The organism is Micromonospora sp. NPDC047620 (assembly GCF_043205005.1).
Taxonomy (GTDB): Bacteria; Actinomycetota; Actinomycetes; order Mycobacteriales; family Micromonosporaceae; genus Micromonospora.
Genome location: NZ_JBIDDG010000016.1, coordinates 81,416 through 99,289, shown reverse-complemented (window position 1 = coordinate 99,289; position 17,874 = coordinate 81,416). Strand labels below are relative to the sequence as shown.

Here is a 17,874-nt window from a genome sequence, read left to right as displayed (position 1 = left end):
GGAGCGCGCTCATGATCACCCGACTCCTCGTGGCCAACCGGGGCGAGATCGCCCGCCGGGTCTTCGCCACCTGCCGGGCGCTCGGCATCGGGACGGTGGCCGTGCACTCCGACGCCGACGCCGACGCGCCGTTCGTCGCCGAGGCCGACCACGCCGTCCGGCTGCCCGGGAACACGCCCGCCGAGACGTACCTGCGGATCGACCTGGTCCTCGACGCGGCCCGCCGGGCCGGCGCGGACGCGGTCCACCCCGGCTACGGCTTCCTCGCCGAGAGTGCCGGGTTCGCCCAGGCCGTGACCGACGCGGGGCTGACCTGGGTCGGTCCGCCACCCAAGGCGATCGCCGTCATGGGCGACAAGGTGGCGGCGAAGGCGCTGCTCGCCGAGACGGGCGTGCCGATGCTGCCCACCTGGACCGACGCCGACGAGATCACGGACTTCCCGGTGCTGGTCAAGGCGTCGGCCGGCGGCGGCGGGCGCGGCATGCGCGTCGTCCGCGACGCCGCCGCACTGGCCGAGGCCGTCGCCTCCGCGCGCCGCGAGGCGGCGGCGGCGTTCGGCGACGGCACGGTCTTCGTCGAGCGGTACGTCGAGCAGGGCCGGCACGTCGAGGTGCAGATCTTCGGCGACACGCACGGAACGGTGGTCGCCCTCGGCGAGCGGGAGTGCTCGATCCAGCGCCGGCACCAGAAGATCGTCGAGGAGGCCCCGGCGATCGTTCCGGCGGACCTGCGCCGGCGGCTGCACGAGGCGGCGGTCGCGGCCGGCCGGGCGGTCGACTACGTCGGCGCGGGCACGGTGGAGTTCCTGCTCGCCCCGACCGGGGAGTTCTTCTTCCTGGAGATGAACACCCGGCTCCAGGTCGAGCACCCGGTCACCGAGGCAGTCACCGGGCTGGACCTGGTGCGCCTGCAGCTGCTCGTCGCCGAGGGCGGGCCGCTGCCGCTGGCGGCGACACCGCCGACAAGCGGCCACGCGATCGAGGTACGCCTCTGCGCCGAGGACCCGGCGCAGGGCTGGCGGCCGGCGACCGGCACCCTGCACCGGATCGCGGTGCCCGGGGTGTCCGCCGAGTTCGGCCCGCTGCCCGGCCCGGGCCTGCGGCTCGACTCTGGCGTGGTCGACGGCTCGCCGGTCGGCGCGCACTACGACTCGATGCTGGCCAAGCTGGTCGCCTGGGGGCAGACCCGGGCCGAGGCGGCCCGGGCGCTGGCGGGCGCGCTGGCCCGCGCCGAACTGCACGGCGTCACCACCAACCGGGACCTGCTGGTCCGGGTGCTGCGTAGCGACGACTTCCAGGCCGCCGAGATCGACACCGGCTTCCTCGAGCGGCACCCCGAGGTCCTCGCCCCGCTGCTGCCGGCCGACCGGCTGCCGCTCGCGGCGCTGGCCGCCGCGCTCGCGGGTGCCGCCGGCCGCCGCGCCGCCGCGCCGGTGCTGGCCGGGCTCCCCTCCGGCTGGCGGAACGTGCCGGCGTTTCCCCAGGTCGCCCGCTTCGCCGGCCCCGGCGGCGGCGAGATCGAAGTCCGCTACCGGCTGGACCGCGCCGGCGCGCTCGCCGAGTGGTCCACGGATCCCGCGACCGACCACCCGGTCAGCCTGGTCGAGGCCGCCCCCGACCGGGTGGTGCTCGACGTCGACGGGGTGCGGCGGACCTACCGCGTACGCCGGGCCGGGTCGGCGGTCTTCGTGGACGGCCCGGACGGGGCGGCGGGCCTGGCCGAGCTGCCGCGCTTTCCGGAGCCCACCGCGGAGCTGGCGGCCGGGTCGCTGGTCGCGCCGCTGCCCGGCGCGGTGACCCGGGTGCACGTCGAGGTCGGCCAGCGGGTGGCGGCCGGCGACCTGCTGCTGACCCTGGAAGCGATGAAGCTCGAACATCCCGTGCTCGCCCCGGCCGACGGTGTGGTCGCCGAGCTGCCGGTGCCCGCCGGCGGGCAGGTCGACACGGGCACCGTGCTGGCCGTGGTCGACCCCGAGTGATCCTGGAGGCCCCGCGATGAACTTCGACCTCACCCCCGAGCAGGACCAGCTCCGCGACGCGGTCCGCGCGCTGGGCCGGCGGTACGGCCACGACTACTTCGTCACCCGGGCCAAGGCCGGCCAGCACACCACCGAGCTGTGGGACGAGGCCGGCCGGCTGGGCTACCTGGGGGTCAACGTGCCCACCGAGTACGGCGGCGGCGGGGGCGGGATCACCGAGCTGGCCATCGTCTGCGAGGAGCTGGCGGCGGCCGGCTGCCCGCTGCTGCTGCTCGTGGTCTCCCCCGCCATCGCCGCCACGGTGATCGCCAGGCACGGCACCGAGGAGCAGCGCAAGCGCTACCTGCCCGGCTTCGCCGACGGCTCGCTGAAGGTGGTCTTCGCGATCACCGAGCCGGAGGCCGGGTCGAACTTCCATCGGCTGGGCACGGTGGCCCGCCGCGACGGCGACGACTGGTTGGTCTCCGGCCGCAAGTGCTACATCTCCGGCGTCGACGAGGCGTCGTACGTGCTGGTGGTGGCGCGGGTCGCTGTCGAAGACGGCCAGGCCGGCGCAGGGGATGCGGCTCCGCGGAAACTGAAGCCGGCGCTGTTCATGGTGCCGACCGACGCGCCGGGGCTGACCCGGTCCAAGCTGGACATGGAGATCGTGTCCCCGGAGAACCAGTTCCTGCTCTACCTCGACGACGTGCGGGTGCCCGCCGACGCGCTGGTCGGCGAGTCCCTGGACGCCGGCCTGCCGGCGCTGTTCGCCGGGCTCAACCCGGAGCGGATCACGGTCGCCGCGATGGGTGCCGGCACCGGCCGGTACGCCATCGAGCGGGCCTCGGAGTACACCGCCGCACGCAAGGTCTGGGGTGGCCGGAGCATCGGCTCACACCAGGGCGTCGCGCACCCGTTGGCGCACGCGGCCGTGCAGGTCGAGCTGGCCCGGCTGATGATCTACAAGGCGGCCACCCTCTACGACGCCGGCCGGGACCTGGAGGCCGGGGTGGCCGGCAACATGGCCAAGTACGCGGCCGGGGAGGCGGCGGCGCTGGCCGTCGACACCGCCGTCCAGGTGCACGGCGGGGCCGGCATGACCACCGAGTACGGGGTGGCGACGCTGCTCGGCGCGGTGCGGGCCGGCCGCATCGCCCCGGTCAGCCGGGAGATGATCCTCAACTTCGTCGCCCAGCACGTCCTCGGCCAGGACAAGTCGTACTGACGGTGGGGCCGGGGTACGGCGGGCGCCCGATCGCCCGCCGTACCCCGGGTCCTCAGCGGATGGTCAGCGAACCGACCGCCGGCAGCGGCGCGACCACCGGCGGGAGCCGCTTCGGCTCGCCCCGGCCCGGCGCGCCCTCGGCCGCGAGGGCACTCTTCGACGACTCCGCCCGCCGCATCGCCCCCGGGTTCTCGGGCAGCTCGGCGAACGGCTGGACGTCACCCGTGCAGACCGTGCCCTTCGCCGGCAGCGTGCCCCGGACCAGGTACGCGTCCACCGCGCCGGTCACGCAGGCCGAGGTCCCGTACGCGGTGTGCCCCCAGCTGTCGCTGCTCAGCAGGCGGCTGTTCGGCAACAGCCTGGCCGTGCCGACCGCGCCCCGGTAGTTGGTCGACGGGTCCCAGTAGTTGCCGACCACCAGCACCGGCGCGGCGGTCCGCCGGTTGAACGGGCCCGGGTAGGCGTCCTCGTCCCGCACCGTCCACGTCTTACGGGCGCAGGGCGAGGTGCCCCAGGTCCACAGCCGGCCGAAGTACGGGTCCCGCTTGTCGGCCTTCGCCGCCAGCGCCGGGAACGAGGCGGCGTCCGCCGGGTGGTAGGCATCGGTGCAGTCCACCCCGAGGAACGTCTCCAGCCCGTTGTCGTACGGGAAGTCGTACCGGCGGGCCTGCTCGCGGGCCGTGGCGGCTCGCCGCACCACGTCGGCGCGCGCCTGCTGGCGGGCGGTCGCGCCCGACGCCGGATCGGTGAGCACCAGCAGCTCGGCGGTGAGGCCGACGACCTGGTCGTAGCCGGCGGGGCTGTAGAGCGCGCCCAGGGTGGCGGAGAGGAAGTCGGCGTAGCTGACGCGGACGAGGCCCAGGTCGGGATCCTCGATCACCAGCGGCTTGGCCCGCAGCCGCTGCGCCACCAGCTCGAACGACGCGAGGGGGTCGCCCTGGGCCAGCGGGCAGACCTCGGCGCCGGCCCTGTCGCAGCGCACGAGGATCTCCCGCAGCGCCTTGTACGCGCCCTGCGCGCTGCGCAGCCGGTCCTCCTGGGACAGCGTGCGCGCCTTGCCCCGGCCGACCCAGGCGTCCGCGTCGAGCACCCCGTCGATGGCCAGGGCACGGACCCGGTCCGGGAACATGTTGGCGTAGTACTGGCCGAGCGCGCTGCCGTAGCTGAAGCCGAGGTAGGTCAGCTTCGGGTCGCCGACGGCGCGGCGCAGCACGTCCATGTCCCGGGCGACCTCGGCGGTCGACATCGCGCCGGTCAGCGGCCGGCCCGTGCTGGAGCAGCCCTTCCCGACGGCCTTCGACGACGCGACGTACGCCTTCTCCTCGGCCCTCGTCCACGGGAACGCCACGTTGAGCCCGGCGTACGCCCGGGTCTGTTCCTTGACCGACGGGAAGCACCTGACCTGCTGGCTCGCGCCGACGCCGCGCGGATCCACGCCGACGATGTCGAACCGGTCGAGCACCTCGTCACCGAGGAAGTGCGGCGCGGCGAGCGCGACGTCGGTGCCGGAGCCGCCGGGGCCGCCCGGGTTCAGGAAGAGGCTGCCGATCCTGCGCTGCTGGTCGCGGGCCTTCACCCGCAGCACGGCGATCTCGGTCGTCGGGCCGTTCGGCCTGTCGTAGTCCAACGGGAGTCGGACGGTGGCGCACTCGGCGTAGTCGTAGCAGGCGTACCAGTCCAGGTCGGGCGTGGGCACCCGATCGACTCGGCGTGCCTCCTCGGGGCTGGTCCGGTCGGACGTGACCGGGCGACCCCAGCCGGTCGGGGACGGTGCGGCGGTGGCGGGCGCGACCGCCGATCCGGCGAGGATGACGCCGGCGATGCCGGCGGCGGCGAGGGACCGGGTTCGTCGTGGCATGTGGACCCTTCCGGTGGACGACAGGACGGGTCGGGGCGAGGCCCGACCTTTCGCACTCTAGGGATCGCGGGCAATGAATACCGCCCGAAGTGCGGCCACATATCCGACAATCCGCCGAACCGGTGTAACGAGTTCCCGACGACCGACACTGTTCCCGCCTGACCCGGCCGACGGCCACAACTCCCACGGGCCGGGCCCGACCGCACCGGGCCCGGCCGCCCGGCAGGTCCGGCTAGTCGAGGCCGGCCATCCAGGTGGGTATGGACGCGTCCGGCTCGCCCGGCACGTGGTCGTCCACCACCCGCCAGCCGTCGGGCCCCTCGCGGAGCAGCAGGAAGCCGACGACCTCGCTGGACGGGGCCCCCACGCCGTAGACGTCGCCTTCGTCCACAGTGGCCATCTTGATCGCACAGACCGCGTCCGGGTCGGGTTTCGCCTGCGCGCACTGCCCCACGTAGCGGGCCCCGGAGGCGGCCGAGAGGTGGCGGGCCACCGCCTGGTCCACGCTGGCGAACCCACCGCCGCCCGGGGACGACGACGCCCCGGGCGCGGTGACGCCCCCGGCGGTCGGCGTCGGCACGGTCACCGTCTCGGGTGGACGGTCGGACCCACAGGCGGCGAGCACGCCCGACACCAGCACGGCGGCGACGATCCGGCAGAACCGGGACACCGGCGCTCCTCTCTCCGGGAAACGACCTGCACCGGAGATCATCGCACCGGCGGTGGCGCCTCCGGTTGACAGCGGCCCGGGGGTGGACATGCTGGACGGGTGAGGTTTCCCAGACCCGACGCGCGGAAGAAGGCGGTCGTCGCGGCGCTGGCTGCGGTCTCGCTGCTGGCGACGCTGGTCGTGCGCGGTCGTCAGGATCTCCTCGGAGTGGCCCTGGCGCTGCTCTGCGTCCTGATGGCGATGATCGCGGCGGTGTCGGTGGCGGCGGCCCGCCAGGAAGGCGGGCGGCGACCGGCGGTCACGCCGACCGTCCCCGGGCAGCCGGCGGGCGGCCTGTACGGCATCGACGCCGACACGCTGGAGACGCTGGACGGCCGGGAGGCCATCCGCGCGATGCGGGAGCGTCACCGGGGGCGCGGCTCAGCGACCGGTGAGGGTGGGTGACGCGAGCGCGTCCAGCCCGCGCCCGGCCAGGCAGCGGTACGTCCGGTCGGCGTCGACCCCCGTCGGGGGCAGCACCTCCAGGTTCCAGCCGTCGGCGTAGCCCATCCCGCTGGTGAGCCGGAAGGTGGTCTCGTTGCAGACCCGGCGCACCGCCGGGGCCTCGCTGACCCGGGTGTGGTCCGCGCCGACCAGGGTGTCGGGGAGTTTGCCCTCGGCGTAGCTCTCCCAGGTGTGGTCGCCGTCGCAGGGCACCCGGGCCGCCCTGGCCCACGCGCCGCGCACCTCCATCGGCCCGAAGCACTCCAGCTCGTCGGCGCAGCCCGCCCCGTCGGGCAACCCGGTGGCCGCGGCGCAGGCGGGCAGCACCCCGCTCGTCGCGGCCACGTCGGCCGTCGGGGACGGGGCCGGGGTGGACGCCGGGCCGGCGAGCCAGGCGCCGGCGCTGGCCGAGGCGGCCAGCGCGACCATCCCGGCGCCGCCGAGGAACCAGCGCCGCCGGCGCCGCCGGCCGGAGGTGGGCACCGTCGGGTGCATGTCCTCCACCGGCGGCCGGGGCGCGGGCCGGGTCGTGCGGCCGGCGGCGTACGGACCGGAGGCGGCGGGACCGCCGCTGACCAAGGAGCCCGGCACCGGTGCGCCGCCGACCGGCGGGCCGGCCGGGTCGAGCGGCAGGCCGACCAGCAGGTCGCGCAGCTCGACGGCCGACGGGCGCTCCCCCGGGTCGTTGGACATGCCGACCCGGAGCACGTCGATCAGCTCGTCCGGCACGCCGGGCAGGCCGGGGACCGGCTGGTGGAACATCTCCAGCACCGTCACCAGGCTGGGATTGCGCTCGGACTGCCAGCGCGGCGGGCGCCCGTGCATGACCGCGTAGAGGGTCGCGCAGAGGGCGTAGACGTCGACGGCGGGGGACGGCGGCGCGTGGTTGAACATCTCCGGCGGGGCGTACGCCGGGGTGAGCACCTCCAGGGCGACCGAGGCGTCGCGCATCTCGGCCACCACGGCCAGCCCGAAGTCGGCCAGCACCGCCGAGTTGAAGTGCGAGTAGAGGATGTTCGCCGGCTTGACGTCGCGGTGCAGCACGCCGGCCGCGTGCGAGTGGGCGACCGCGTCGGCGATCTTGACGCCGAGGTCGCGGGCCTCGGCCGGCCCGAGCGGCGACGTCCGCATCCGCTCCGCGTACGAGCCGTCGCAGAGTTCCATGATCAGGTAGGGGTGCTGGTCGACCGTGACCCCGACGTCGAAGAGGTCCACCACGTGCGGGTGGGACGACATCCGCCCGGCGGCCCGCGCCTCGCGCAGGAACCGGGCCTGGTCCCGCTCGCTGTCCAGGGTGCGATTCTCCACCTTGACCGCGACCTCGCGCCCCACCGAGATCTGGGTCGCCTTGTAGATGGTCGCGTAGCCTCCCCGGGCGAAGACCCTCAAATCAGTCAGACCGGGCACGATGGGCAACGGCAGGGCGCCGGGCGGAGTCTCGGTCACAGTTCTAGAAAATACCCAACCGGACGGGCCGCTCAGTGCACCGCGTCGGGGGCCGGGGCGGCACCAGCGGAAAGACGGCTCGCGCCCCCGCCGGCCGCCGGGCCCGCGCGCCGTGCGTCCCACCAGAGCCCGGCGGCAGTCGCCACCGCGCCGAGGCCCTCCCAGGCGGCCACCCCGAAGAACCGGCCGGGCGCGATGTCCGCCAACACCGCGATGGCGAACACGGTGAACGTGACCAGCCGGAACACCACCGTGAAGCGGTAGAACGGGCGCCACTCGGTCGCGGTGGCGAGCAGGTAGTAGACCCCCATGTTGAACGAGGCCATCGAGGACGCCAGGAGGAAGGTGCCGGTGTGGTCGCCGGCCGCGCGGGTCGCCGGCACCTCGAAGCCGAGCAGGCGCAGCAGCGCCTCGGGCCAGAGCAGCCCGGCGACGCCCATGAGCAGGGCCAGCACGCCGAAGACCGCGATCGTCCATCCCGCGGCCGAACGCGGCAACCTCATCCCTGCCCCTCCCAGACCCGGCGCGGTCGACACTGGACCGCCCCTCAGGCCTGACACGCTATCGGCCACCCCCGACAGGCGACATCACCGGAACCGCCAGACCTGCCCGGGCGGGCCCCGCCGAGCCGGCCAGGGGTCAGCCGGTGGCGAGGCGGGCGCGGAGGGCGTCGGCGGCGGCGCGCTCGCTGCGCTGCTCGGTCCCGTACGCCAGGCGCACCGCCTCCTCGGCGGCGGCCAGCGCCTCCGCCGGCCGGCCGCACGCGGCCAGCGCCTCAGCGAGCACCATCGCGCCGACCACCTGGCTGCGCACGTCCTCCGCCGGGGCGGCGACCGCCCGCCGGGCCCAGTCCAGCGCCTGCTCGCGCTGGCCGTGGGCGAGCAGCGCGGCGGCGTACCGGGCCATCGTCTGGCGGCGGGAGAAGAGCAGCGAGGGCACGGTCGCGGCGACGGTGGCGACCGGGGCGAGCAGCCCGACCGCGGTGGCGGAGTCGCCCGCGGCCAGCCGGGCGGTGGCCAGCAGCACCCGGGGCGCCACCTGGGCGGGCGCCTGCGGGTTGTGCGGCTCGACGGCGGTCAGCACCGAGCGGGCGGCGCGTTCGGCCGTGTCGTAGTCGCCCATGTCCAGCGCCACGAACCCCCGCAGCGTGCCGGCCATGCCGGTGAGCAGCGGGTGCGACGTCCGATGGGCGTACCGCAGCGCGTCGGTGAGCAGGTCGGCGGCGTGTTCCGGCTCGCCCAGCCCGCGCGCCACCACCCCCCGGACGACCAGCGCGAAGCCCTGCCCCCAGTCGTCGGAGGCGGCGGCGAACTCCCGGTACGCGCGGCGGGCCCCCCGGTCCGCCTCGCCCAGCTCGCCCAGCTCGGCGGTGGCGTACGCCTCCACCGCCCGCAGCGTGCCCACCGCCCACGCCTCGCCGACCCGCTCGCCGAACGGCAGGAAGACCCGCGCCATCCGGCACGCCTCCCGCAGCCGGCCCGCCAGCAGCCGGGCGAACGCGGTGGTGCCTCGCAGCCACGCCCGCCCGTACGGGTCCTTCAGCTCGGCGAAGAGGCGGGCGGCCCGGCCGAGCACCGCGTCGGTCCCGGCGAAGTCGCCCCGGGTGGTGGTGACCCAGGCCAGGTTCTGCAACGACCACGCCTGCCCCCGGCGGTCCTGCGCCTGGCGGCTCACCTGGTACGAGGCGGCGAGCCGGCTGCTCGCCTGCCCCAGCCGCCCGGCGATGAAGTCGCCCATGCCGAGGCGGCGCATCGCCGAGGCGCGCAGGGTCGGCAGGCCGCCGTCGGTGGCCACCTGCAACGCCTCCTGCCAGCAGGCCGCCGACCGCGCCTGGTCGCCCATGGTCTGGTGGGCCTGCCCGGCGAGCAGCAGCGCGCTGGCCCGGACGGCCGACTCGTCGCCGGCGTTGGCCGCGATCTTCTCGGCGGAGGCGAGCGCGTCGGCGGGCCGGCCGATCTGGAGCAGCGCCCGGGCGTGCACCACCCGGTCGGCCGCCGGCACCCCGTCGCGGGCCAGCTCGGCGGCGCGTTCGGCGTACTCCACGGCGAGCGCGGGCTCGCCCGCCTGCAGCGACCGGCGGGCGGCCCCGCCGAGCGCGGCGACGCCCAGCGGGACGACGGCCCGCGCCGGGGCGTCCGGCCGCAGCCCGACCGCGTCGGCCAGCGCGGCGGCCCGCTCCACGTGCTGGGCCACGAAGACGTCCCGGGCCGCCCCGGTGAAGCCGCCCGGCGCGCCCGCCCCGGCCGGCGGGTCGGTCGCGGCCCAGCGGGCCAGCGCCGCGTGCCGCTCGGCCAGCTCGGCCTTGCTCACCCCGGCGTACGCGGCCTCCCGCATCAGCGGGGTGGCGAAGGCGTACCCGGTGCGGGTGCGGTGCAGCATCCGGCGTTGCAGCAGCTCCTCGACGGCCCGCTCCAGCTCGACGGCGACCACCGCCGCCGGGCGGCCGTCCCGGCCGGCCCGCTGCTCACGCAGCGCCTCCAGCGCCCCGGCCGGCACGGTGTCGCCGACCACGGCCGCGTCCCGCAGCACCGAGCGGGCGTCGACGGGCAGCGCGTCGATACGCGCGGCGAGCACCGCGGCCAGGTCGCGGGAGAGCAGGCGGCTGCCGAGCGAGCCGGGTGCCAGCCGCCAGGCTCCCGGGCTCGGGGCGTTCCGGTCGGCGACGGCGGTCAGGGCGCCCCGCTCCATCAGCAGGGTGACCAGCTCGGCCAGGTAGAACGGGTTGCCCTGGGCGGTGGCGAGCAGCCGGTCGGTGTCGGCCTGCGGCAGCTTGCCCCCGCCGAGATAGCTGGTGAGCAGCCGGGCCGCGTCGGCGCCGCGCAGCGGTGGCAGCGCGTGCACCTCGGCGTCGGCCACCCGGGTCAGCGCCCCGGCGGTGCGCACCAGCTCGGGGCGGCCGAGCAGCAGCACGAGCACCGGGCCGGTGAGCCGGGACAGGGCGAGCCCGAGCGCCCGGATGGTCTCCGCGGTCGCGTCGTGCAGGTCGTCGACGACAACCACCAGGGGCGCCTCCGCGGCGAGGGCGCTGAGCAGGTCCGCGACCGCGTTCGGCACGGCGTCGGCGTCGGCGGGCTGCTGGGGGTTGCTCCACTCGCCCTGGTCCGCCGGGCCGCCGCCGGGCAGTTCGGCGTAGCCGAGCAGGGCCATCAACTGGTCGGTGGCGACCGGGGCCGGGTCGCCGCCCGCACGGCCGAGCCGCTGGTTGAGCCGGCGCAGCCGCTCCTCGACGGCCGGGCGGGTCAGCGCGGTGGCGGCGTCGTTGGGCAGGCCGACCGCCGCCCGGACCAGGTCGGCCAGGGGCGCGAGCCGGCGCCGCTCGCCGAACGCGGCGCAGCGCACCGACAGCACCCGGGCGCCGGTGTGCGCGGCGTACCGGCCGGCGCCCACGTCGTATCCGGCGGCGAGGCGTTCCACCTCGGCGGCGAACCGGGACTTGCCGAGCCCGGCCTCGGCGGTCATCAGGAGCACCCGGGGCTCCCCGCGGTCGATCACCTCGGCCAGCCGGCCGGCGACCCGGCCGATCTCGGTCTCCCGGCCGACGAACGGGGCCTCGTCACCGAGGCCGGACCGGGTGCCCGGCGCGTCCAGGAGGCCCAGCAGCTCGTACGCCTCGACCGGCTCGCGCTTGCCCTTGAGCCGCAGCGGTCGCAGCGCGCGCCAGGAGGCGACGTGCCGGGTGGCGGCGGAGGTACGGGCACCGGCGTAGACCGCGCCGACGGCGGCGGCGTCGGCCAGCCGGGCGGCGGTGTTCACGGTGTCGCCGATGACCGTGTACTCGATCGCGGCCTGGATGCCGGCGATCACGTCGCCGGTGTTCAGCCCGACCCGCAGGCCGAGCGGCGCGCCGCCGCCCCGCTCGTCGTCGAGCACCCGGCGGACCGCCCGCTGCATGGACAGCGCGGCGCGGACCGCCCGCTCGGCGTCGTCCTCGTGCGCCACCGGCGCGCCGAAGACCGCCATGATCCCGTCGCCGGTGAGCTTGTCGACGTGCCCGCCGAAGGTCTTGACCGCGCCGGCCAGGGCGGCGAGCACCCGGTCGGTGACCGCGCCGACCCGTTCCGGGTCGAGGTCCTCCGACCAGGAGGTGAAGTCCGACAGGTCGCCGAAGAGCACGGTGACCACTCGGCGCTCGGCGGCCGGCAGCGTCGCGGCGGCCGGCAGGGCGGCCCCGCAGTTGTGGCAGAACCGGGCGCCGGGGACGGCTACGGTTCCGCACACCGGGCAGGTCACGCTTGCTCCAACCCCGCGGCGCCCGCGCCGGATTCCCGCCCGAGGTGTTCCAGTTGGGCCCGCACCGACCACTCGGCCGCCCACCACAGCGACCGGTCGACGTCCGCGTAGACCTTCGCGACCACCTCCGCGGCGGTGGTGGCCCCCTCGGCGACCGCCGCCCGGACCTGGTCGAGCCGGGCCCGCCGGTGGGCGAGGTAGAACTCCGCGGCGGCGGCGCAGTCGGCCAGCGCCGGGCCGTGCCCCGGCAGCGCCGGGATCCCCCGGTACGTCGAGAGCAGCTCCAGGCTGGCCAGGTAGTCCCCGAGGTGCCCGTCGGGGTGGGCGACCACGGTGGTGCCCCGGCCCAGGATGGTGTCGCCGGTGAGCACGACCCGCTCGTCGCCGTGCGCGACGACGAAGCAGACCGAGTCGCCGGTGTGGCCGGGGGTCGGCACGAGCCGGATGTCCAGGCCGGGGCCGCCGAGGCCGTCGCCGGGCGTGGTCAGCGGGTCCCCGCCGAGGGTGTGCGCCGGGTCGGCCGCGCGCACGGGCACCCCGTCGAGCAGGTCGCGCAGGCGGGGCGAGCCCTCGGTGTGGTCCGGGTGGCCGTGGGTGATCAGCACCAGCCCGATCGGCCCCCGCGCGGCGATCGCGGCCAGGTGCTCCTCGTCGGCCGGGCCCGGATCGACGACGACGGCGTGCTCCTGGCCGGGGGCGCGCAGCAGCCAGGTGTTGGTGCCGTCGAGCGTCATCGGCCCCGGATTCGGGGCACGCAGCAGCGTCACCCAACCCGGCAGCTGGTCGGCGAGCGCCGCTGCCGGCGCGGTGAAGTGCCCGGTCATGGCTGCGATCGTACGGCCCCCGCCGCCACTCCCCGCGATCTTGCAGTTTCCGCCCGGGATACGTCCCACTTCACGGCTTTTGCCGGGGCGGTCAGTGCAAGATCGCGGGGTGGGCGCGGGTCAGGCGACCTCGACGATGACCTCGACCTCGACGGGGGCGTCGAGGGGGAGTTCGGCGACGCCGACGGCGCTGCGGGCGTGGCGGCCGGCCTCACCGAAGACCGCGCCGAACAGGTCGGAGGCGCCGTTGATCACGCCGGGCACGGCGGTGAAGCCGGGGGCGGCGGCGACGAAGCCGGTCACCTTGACGACCTTGACGACGTTCTCCAGGCCGACCAGCGAGTCGATCGCGGCCAGCGCGTTGAGCGCGCACCGCTCGGCCAGGTCCTTCGCCTGCTCGGCGGAGACGCCGGCGCCGACCTTGCCGGTGGCGAGCAGCTTGCCCTCGGCCATCGGCAGTTGCCCGGAGACGTAGACGTGCTGCCCGGACTGCACGGCCGGCACGTAGCTGGCCACGGGCGGGACCACCTCGGGCAGCGCGTGCCCGAGCTCGGCGAGCTTCCCGTGCGGACCGTTGCTCATGCCGCCACCTCGCTCCGCTCGGCGGCGCCATGCGGCACCGACACGCTGAACCCGATGACTCGCTCGCTCCGCTCACTCATGCCGCTCACGCCTTCGGCCGCTTCAGGTACGCGACGAGCTGCTCCGGGTTCGGGCCGGGAACCACGGAGACGAGTTCCCACCCGTCCTCGCCCCAGTTGTCGAGGATCTGCTTGGTCGCGTGGACCAGCAGCGGGACCGTGGCGTATTCCCACTTCTGCATCGGTGGAGGGCTCCCTCGGATGGAGTACGACTCTTCGACGCACAGCCTACGGTCCGGCGGACGGTCGGGGCGCGGGACGCTGCTCCGGGGCGGTGGGCACTTCCCCGCAGGGGCCACTGTGCTCGTACGGCTGCGGGCAGCGCGACCGGTCCGGCAGCAGCAGGTCGCAGAAGACCCTGTGCCGGTTGTTCTGGTCGTCCGCGGTGGACACGGTCGTCTCGCCCGCGTCCAGTTCCGGCAGGAAGCTCAGCGACGTGGCGACGGTGCCGGCCAGCGCGGTGGCCGCCGCCAGGTCGGCGACCCGGATCGGCAGGTGGATGACGTACCCGGGCTCCTCCTCGTCCCGGCCGCGCACGCCGGGCCGGCCAGCCGTGCGCACCACCTCGACGGGCTGGGCGAACCGCCGGTACGACCGCTCGTTGATCGGCAGGCCGCCGGCCACGCCCTCGGCCTCGCCGAAGGAACCGGCCCCGGTCCGCCACGCCCGGTCACCCGCCGGGAACTGTGCTCGGGGGATGCTGTCCACGTCGCGCATGCCTTGCCTCCGGACGTCGTACCTGGTCACGTCATCGCCTTGCGGGCCCGGGCCCCGGTGCCCGACCTTTCCCCCGCGCCGGTGAGAACGTAGGACCGGAGGAAGAGTCCCGCCAACAGGACGCGCACGCCCGGTCACGACGAGTCACATATGCGACACATCCCTGGTCAGGGACGAGGCCCCACCTGCCGCCCCGCGAAACCAGCCGACCGACCGCTACCCTTCCGGTCGGACGGGCGCTCGCCGGCTCGCCGCCAGCTCGATCACGCTCGTCGCCGGGGCAGGCGACGACGTCGCACCCCGGGGGGAAGAGATGACCCAACCACCCAGTGGCGGCCCCACCGGATCGCCGGCCGGCCAGCCGGACGTCCCGGTCGCTCCCGGCGCCGCCGTGCCGCCCGCGCCGGCAGCAGCCCCGGACCCGTCGATCCCGGCCGGGTACCCGCCGTACCAGCCGCCCGTGCCGGCAGCAGCCCCGGACCCGTCGATCCCGGCCGGGTACCCGCCGTACCAGCCGCCCGCGCCGGCAGCAGCCCCGGACCCGTCGATCCCGCCGCCCCCGGCCGGCTTTTCGCCGTACCAGCCGCCCGCCGCACCGAAGAAGAAGCGCGGCGTGCTGATCGCCGCCATCGCCCTGGCCGTGATCCTGCTGCTCTGCGCCGGCGGCGGCGTCGTCACCTTCCTGACGCTGCGCAACGCCGAGAGCGGCGAGGGCGCCAAGGAGCCGACGGTCGCCGTGGACCAGTTCCTCACCGCCGTCTACAAGGACCGCGACGCGGGCCGGGCGGCCGCGCTGGTCTGCTCCTCGTCCCGCGACGAGAAGAAGATCGCCGCCAAGGTCGCCGAGGTCGAGAAGTACGTCTCGGCCCACCAGAACCCCCGGTTCCGGTGGAGCAGCCCGAAGGTGGACAACCAGACCGGCGACCGCGCCACGGTCACCACCAAGGTCACCATGACCACCGCCGACGAGAAGGTCGCCGACCAGGACCTGCGGTTCACCGTGGTGAAGAAGACGGGTTGGTGGGTCTGCGAGGTCGCCTGAGCCCGGCCGCTGGATAGGCTCGACGGGTGCGAGCAGCAGAGCGGCCGGCCGATCCGGCCGGCACCCAGTGGCCGGCCCGCCTCCACGTCGTGACCGGCAAGGGCGGCACCGGCAAGACCAGCGTCGCGGCCGCCCTTGCCCTGGCCCTGGCCGCCGGTGGCCGCCGCACGCTGCTGGTGGAGGTCGAGGGGCGGCAGGGCATCGCCCAGCTCTTCGGCACCGACCCGCTGCCCTACGAGGAGCGGCACCTGACCGACGCGCCGGGCGGCGGCGAGGTGCGGGCCCTGGCGGTGGACGCCGAGGAGGCCCTCCTCGAGTACCTGGACATGTTCTACAAGCTCGGCGCGGCGGGCCGGGCGCTGCGCAAGCTCGGGGCGATCGACTTCGCCACCACCATCGCCCCGGGCCTGCGGGACGTCCTGCTCACCGGCAAGGTGAAGGAGGCGACCACCCGCACGGTCGACCAGCGGCGCGCGTACGACGCGGTGGTGCTGGACGCCCCGCCGACCGGTCGGATCGGCCGCTTCCTGAACGTCACCGCCGAGACGGCCCGGCTGGCCAAGGTCGGCCCGATCAAGACCCAGAGCGAGGGGGTCGCGGCGCTGCTGCGTTCCCCGATCACCGCCGTGCACGTGGTGACCCTGCTGGAGGAGATGCCGGTCCAGGAGACGGTCGACGCGATCGCCGAGCTGACCTCGCTCGGCTTCCCGGTGGGCCGGGTGATCGTCAACGGCGTCCGGCCGCCGCTGCCCGCGGGTCGCGCGGTGGGCCCGGCCGAGCTGGAGCGGGGGCTGCGCGCCGCCGGGCTGCCGGCGGACCGGGACACCGTCGCCGGGCTCGCCGTGGAGGCACGCGACCAGGCGATCCGCCGCGAGCTGGAGGATTCGCTGAGGGCCGACCTGGTGGAGCTGGGGCTGCCGCTGACCGAGCTGCCGCTGCTGCCCGACGGCGTGGACCGCGCCGGGCTGGACCGGCTGGCCGACGCCCTCCGCCGGGCGGATTGACTCACACCTGCCACCGGCACGGGCGCGGCGACCGACCCGGCCCGATACGCTCGATTGGTGCCTTCCGAAGACGCGGCGCCGCAGCTGGACGTCGACCAGATCCTCGCCGATCCCGGCGTGCGGATCGTGGTCTGCTGCGGGGCGGGCGGGGTGGGGAAGACGACCACGGCCGCCGCGCTCGCGCTGCGGGCCGCAGAGCAGCACGGCCGGCGGACGGTGGTGCTCACCATCGACCCGGCCCGCCGGCTGGCCCAGTCGCTCGGGCTGACCGAGCTGGACAACACCCCCCGCCAGGTCAAGGGGATCGACGTCGAGGCCAGCGGCGGCGAGCTGCACGCCATGATGCTGGACATGAAGCGCACCTTCGACGACGTGGTGCTCCAGCACACCGATCAGGCGAAGGCGGCGGAGATCTTCGCCAACCCCTTCTACCAGGCGATGAGTTCGACCTTCGCCGGCACCCAGGAATACATGGCGATGGAGAAGCTGGGCCAGTTGCACGCCCGGGGCGAGTGGGACCTGATCGTGGTGGACACCCCGCCGTCCCGCTCGGCGCTGGACTTCCTGGACGCCCCGGCCCGGCTGTCCCGCTTCCTCGACGGGCGGATGCTACGGCTGCTGCTCGCCCCGGCGCGCACCGGCGGGCGGAGCATGTTCAGCCTGGTGACCGCCTCGTTCGGGATGTTCTCCAAGGTCGTGCAGAAGGTGCTCGGCGCCCAGTTGCTGACCGACCTCTCCGGCTTCGTCGCCGCGCTCGACTCGATGTTCGGCGGTTTCCGGCAGCGCGCCGAGCAGACGTACCGCATCCTCCAGGCGCGGGAGACGGCGTTCCTGCTGGTCGCGGCACCGGAGCCGGACGCGGTCCGGGAGGCCGCCTACTTCGCGGGCCGGCTGCGCGAGGAGCGGATGCCGCTGGCGGGCCTGGTGCTCAACCGGGTGCACCGGCCGGCGGTGCCCGGCCTCGGCGCGGCGGAGAGCCTGGCCGCCGCGGAGCGCCTGGCCGACCTGGGTGGCCACGAGGGCACCGTCGACGTGCTGCGGGCCCACGCGGCCCTGGCCCAGCAGGCGGTACGCGAGCGGCAGGTGGCGGCCCGGTTCACGGAGGCGTTCCCGGCGGTGCCGGCGGTGTCCGTGACGGCGCAGCCCGCCGACGTGCACGACGTCGACGGGCTGCGGACGATCGGCGCGGCGATCAGCCGGCCGTGACGGCGTTCAGCCGGCGGCGGTGACGAGGATCTTGTCCTTGCCGGCCTTGTCCTTGGCGTTCTTCTTCATCGCGGCCTCGAACATCTTGCGCCAGCTCGTCACCTGGGGGTGACGGCGCAGCAGCGCGCGGCGTTCGCGCTCGGTCATGCCACCCCACACGCCGAACTCGATCCGGTTGTCCAGCGCGTCGGCCAGGCACTCGTACCGGACTGGGCAGCTCCGGCAGATCCGCTTGGCCACGTTCTGTTCGGCGCCCTGTACGAACAACGCGTCCGGGTCCCCGTTCTGACACGCCGCCAGCGACGGCCAGTCAGTGATCATGCCCATGTGTACTCGTCCCCCCTTGCAGTACCTACCGACCCCGTCGCGGACCAGCCGGCAATTCCCCCCGATCGCCCGGCGCGCCTTCCCCAAGGCCGCACGGACGACATGTGGCTCGGTCGCCGCCCCCATCATGCTCTGTAGTCGCCTGATTACGCAACGTTGTCGGCTAAATCCATCATTCCGGACACTCCCGGCTTCCCGGGCTTCGCGACCGCCGGTTACCCCGCCGGAGTCCGTGAAAAC

16 protein-coding genes are annotated in these 17,874 nt (G+C 75.3%); 6 read left to right on the top strand and 10 right to left on the bottom strand.

Annotated features, from left to right (window positions below):
• Positions 1-11: 11 nt before the first annotated feature.
• A complete protein-coding gene (locus tag ACGF5C_RS21120; RefSeq protein WP_393303971.1) occupies positions 12-1,979 on the top strand; it encodes a biotin carboxylase N-terminal domain-containing protein in 1,968 nt (655 codons plus the stop codon).
• A gap of 16 nt (positions 1,980-1,995) precedes the next feature.
• Positions 1,996-3,186 carry an acyl-CoA dehydrogenase family protein gene (locus tag ACGF5C_RS21115; RefSeq protein WP_393303969.1) on the top strand — a complete coding sequence of 397 codons (1,191 nt, stop codon included), beginning with the start codon at positions 1,996-1,998 and terminating at the stop codon, positions 3,184-3,186.
• Between the two features lie 52 nt (positions 3,187-3,238).
• Here ACGF5C_RS21115 and ACGF5C_RS21110 read toward each other — a convergent pair whose 3' ends face one another.
• Both ACGF5C_RS21110 and ACGF5C_RS21105 read right to left on the bottom strand, forming a co-directional pair.
• A complete protein-coding gene (locus ACGF5C_RS21110; protein WP_393303967.1) occupies positions 3,239-5,044 on the bottom strand; it encodes an alpha/beta hydrolase in 1,806 nt (601 codons plus the stop codon).
• Positions 5,045-5,276: 232 nt separating this feature from the next.
• Complete coding sequence (locus ACGF5C_RS21105) at positions 5,277-5,714, bottom strand: hypothetical protein (RefSeq protein ID WP_393303965.1); 438 nt, start codon at positions 5,712-5,714, stop codon at positions 5,277-5,279.
• Positions 5,715-5,813: 99 nt separating this feature from the next.
• Between ACGF5C_RS21105 and ACGF5C_RS21100 the strand changes: the two genes are divergently transcribed.
• Positions 5,814-6,158, top strand: coding sequence for a hypothetical protein (locus ACGF5C_RS21100; protein ID WP_393303963.1), 345 nt, complete (start codon positions 5,814-5,816; stop codon positions 6,156-6,158).
• On the opposite strand, the gene ACGF5C_RS21095 is transcribed toward ACGF5C_RS21100, so the two are convergent.
• From ACGF5C_RS21095 to ACGF5C_RS21065, 7 genes are all read right to left on the bottom strand, one after another.
• Entirely contained in the window at positions 6,135-7,643 is a 1,509-nt protein-coding gene (locus ACGF5C_RS21095) for a protein kinase (RefSeq protein ID WP_393303961.1), read from the bottom strand. The two genes, ACGF5C_RS21100 and ACGF5C_RS21095, sit on opposite strands and share 24 nt — an antisense overlap.
• 32 nt (positions 7,644-7,675) lie before the next feature.
• Entirely contained in the window at positions 7,676-8,146 is a 471-nt protein-coding gene (locus tag ACGF5C_RS21090; protein WP_393303959.1) for a hypothetical protein, read from the bottom strand.
• 136 nt (positions 8,147-8,282) lie between these two features.
• Positions 8,283-11,873 (bottom strand): adenylate/guanylate cyclase domain-containing protein, encoded by a 3,591-nt coding sequence (locus tag ACGF5C_RS21085; RefSeq protein WP_393303957.1) that lies wholly within the window; start codon positions 11,871-11,873, stop codon positions 8,283-8,285.
• A complete protein-coding gene (locus tag ACGF5C_RS21080) occupies positions 11,870-12,697 on the bottom strand; it encodes an MBL fold metallo-hydrolase (protein ID WP_393303955.1) in 828 nt (275 codons plus the stop codon). The genes ACGF5C_RS21085 and ACGF5C_RS21080 overlap by 4 nt, the downstream gene beginning before the upstream one ends.
• Before the next feature lie 120 nt (positions 12,698-12,817).
• Entirely contained in the window at positions 12,818-13,279 is a 462-nt protein-coding gene (locus ACGF5C_RS21075; protein WP_393303953.1) for a RidA family protein, read from the bottom strand.
• An 85-nt stretch (positions 13,280-13,364) separates the two neighbouring features.
• Positions 13,365-13,520 carry a DUF4177 domain-containing protein gene (locus tag ACGF5C_RS21070; protein ID WP_013736319.1) on the bottom strand — a complete coding sequence of 52 codons (156 nt, stop codon included), beginning with the start codon at positions 13,518-13,520 and terminating at the stop codon, positions 13,365-13,367.
• A gap of 46 nt (positions 13,521-13,566) precedes the next feature.
• Positions 13,567-14,055 (bottom strand): hypothetical protein, encoded by a 489-nt coding sequence (locus tag ACGF5C_RS21065; protein WP_393304073.1) that lies wholly within the window; start codon positions 14,053-14,055, stop codon positions 13,567-13,569.
• 460 nt (positions 14,056-14,515) lie between these two features.
• Between ACGF5C_RS21065 and ACGF5C_RS21060 the strand changes: the two genes are divergently transcribed.
• The 3 genes from ACGF5C_RS21060 to ACGF5C_RS21050 are packed head-to-tail and all read left to right on the top strand — an operon-like array spanning position 14,516 to position 17,307.
• Entirely contained in the window at positions 14,516-15,097 is a 582-nt protein-coding gene (locus tag ACGF5C_RS21060) for a hypothetical protein (protein WP_393304071.1), read from the top strand.
• Positions 15,098-15,123: 26 nt separating this feature from the next.
• Positions 15,124-16,101 carry an ArsA-related P-loop ATPase gene (locus ACGF5C_RS21055; protein WP_393303951.1) on the top strand — a complete coding sequence of 326 codons (978 nt, stop codon included), beginning with the start codon at positions 15,124-15,126 and terminating at the stop codon, positions 16,099-16,101.
• A gap of 54 nt (positions 16,102-16,155) precedes the next feature.
• On the top strand, positions 16,156-17,307 hold the full coding sequence (locus ACGF5C_RS21050; RefSeq protein WP_350679355.1) for an ArsA-related P-loop ATPase: 1,152 nt from the start codon (positions 16,156-16,158) through the stop codon (positions 17,305-17,307).
• Positions 17,308-17,313: 6 nt separating this feature from the next.
• On the opposite strand, the gene ACGF5C_RS21045 is transcribed toward ACGF5C_RS21050, so the two are convergent.
• Complete coding sequence (locus tag ACGF5C_RS21045) at positions 17,314-17,634, bottom strand: WhiB family transcriptional regulator (RefSeq protein ID WP_319460489.1); 321 nt, start codon at positions 17,632-17,634, stop codon at positions 17,314-17,316.
• Between the last annotated feature and the right edge of the window lie 240 nt (positions 17,635-17,874).

What these genes read in the sequence shown, in the direction of transcription:
- ACGF5C_RS21120 (WP_393303971.1), top strand. Translation starts at nt 12, where the DNA reads ATGATCACCCGACTCCTCGTGGCCAACCGGGGCGAGATCGCCCGCCGG.
- ACGF5C_RS21115 (WP_393303969.1), top strand. Translation starts at nt 1,996, where the DNA reads ATGAACTTCGACCTCACCCCCGAGCAGGACCAGCTCCGCGACGCGGTC.
- ACGF5C_RS21110 (WP_393303967.1), bottom strand. Translation starts at nt 5,044, where the DNA reads ATGCCACGACGAACCCGGTCCCTCGCCGCCGCCGGCATCGCCGGCGTC.
- ACGF5C_RS21090 (WP_393303959.1), bottom strand. Translation starts at nt 8,146, where the DNA reads ATGAGGTTGCCGCGTTCGGCCGCGGGATGGACGATCGCGGTCTTCGGC.
- ACGF5C_RS21080 (WP_393303955.1), bottom strand. Translation starts at nt 12,697, where the DNA reads ATGACCGGGCACTTCACCGCGCCGGCAGCGGCGCTCGCCGACCAGCTG.
- ACGF5C_RS21075 (WP_393303953.1), bottom strand. Translation starts at nt 13,279, where the DNA reads ATGAGCAACGGTCCGCACGGGAAGCTCGCCGAGCTCGGGCACGCGCTG.
- ACGF5C_RS21070 (WP_013736319.1), bottom strand. Translation starts at nt 13,520, where the DNA reads ATGCAGAAGTGGGAATACGCCACGGTCCCGCTGCTGGTCCACGCGACC.
- ACGF5C_RS21065 (WP_393304073.1), bottom strand. Translation starts at nt 14,055, where the DNA reads ATGCGCGACGTGGACAGCATCCCCCGAGCACAGTTCCCGGCGGGTGAC.
- ACGF5C_RS21045 (WP_319460489.1), bottom strand. Translation starts at nt 17,634, where the DNA reads ATGGGCATGATCACTGACTGGCCGTCGCTGGCGGCGTGTCAGAACGGG.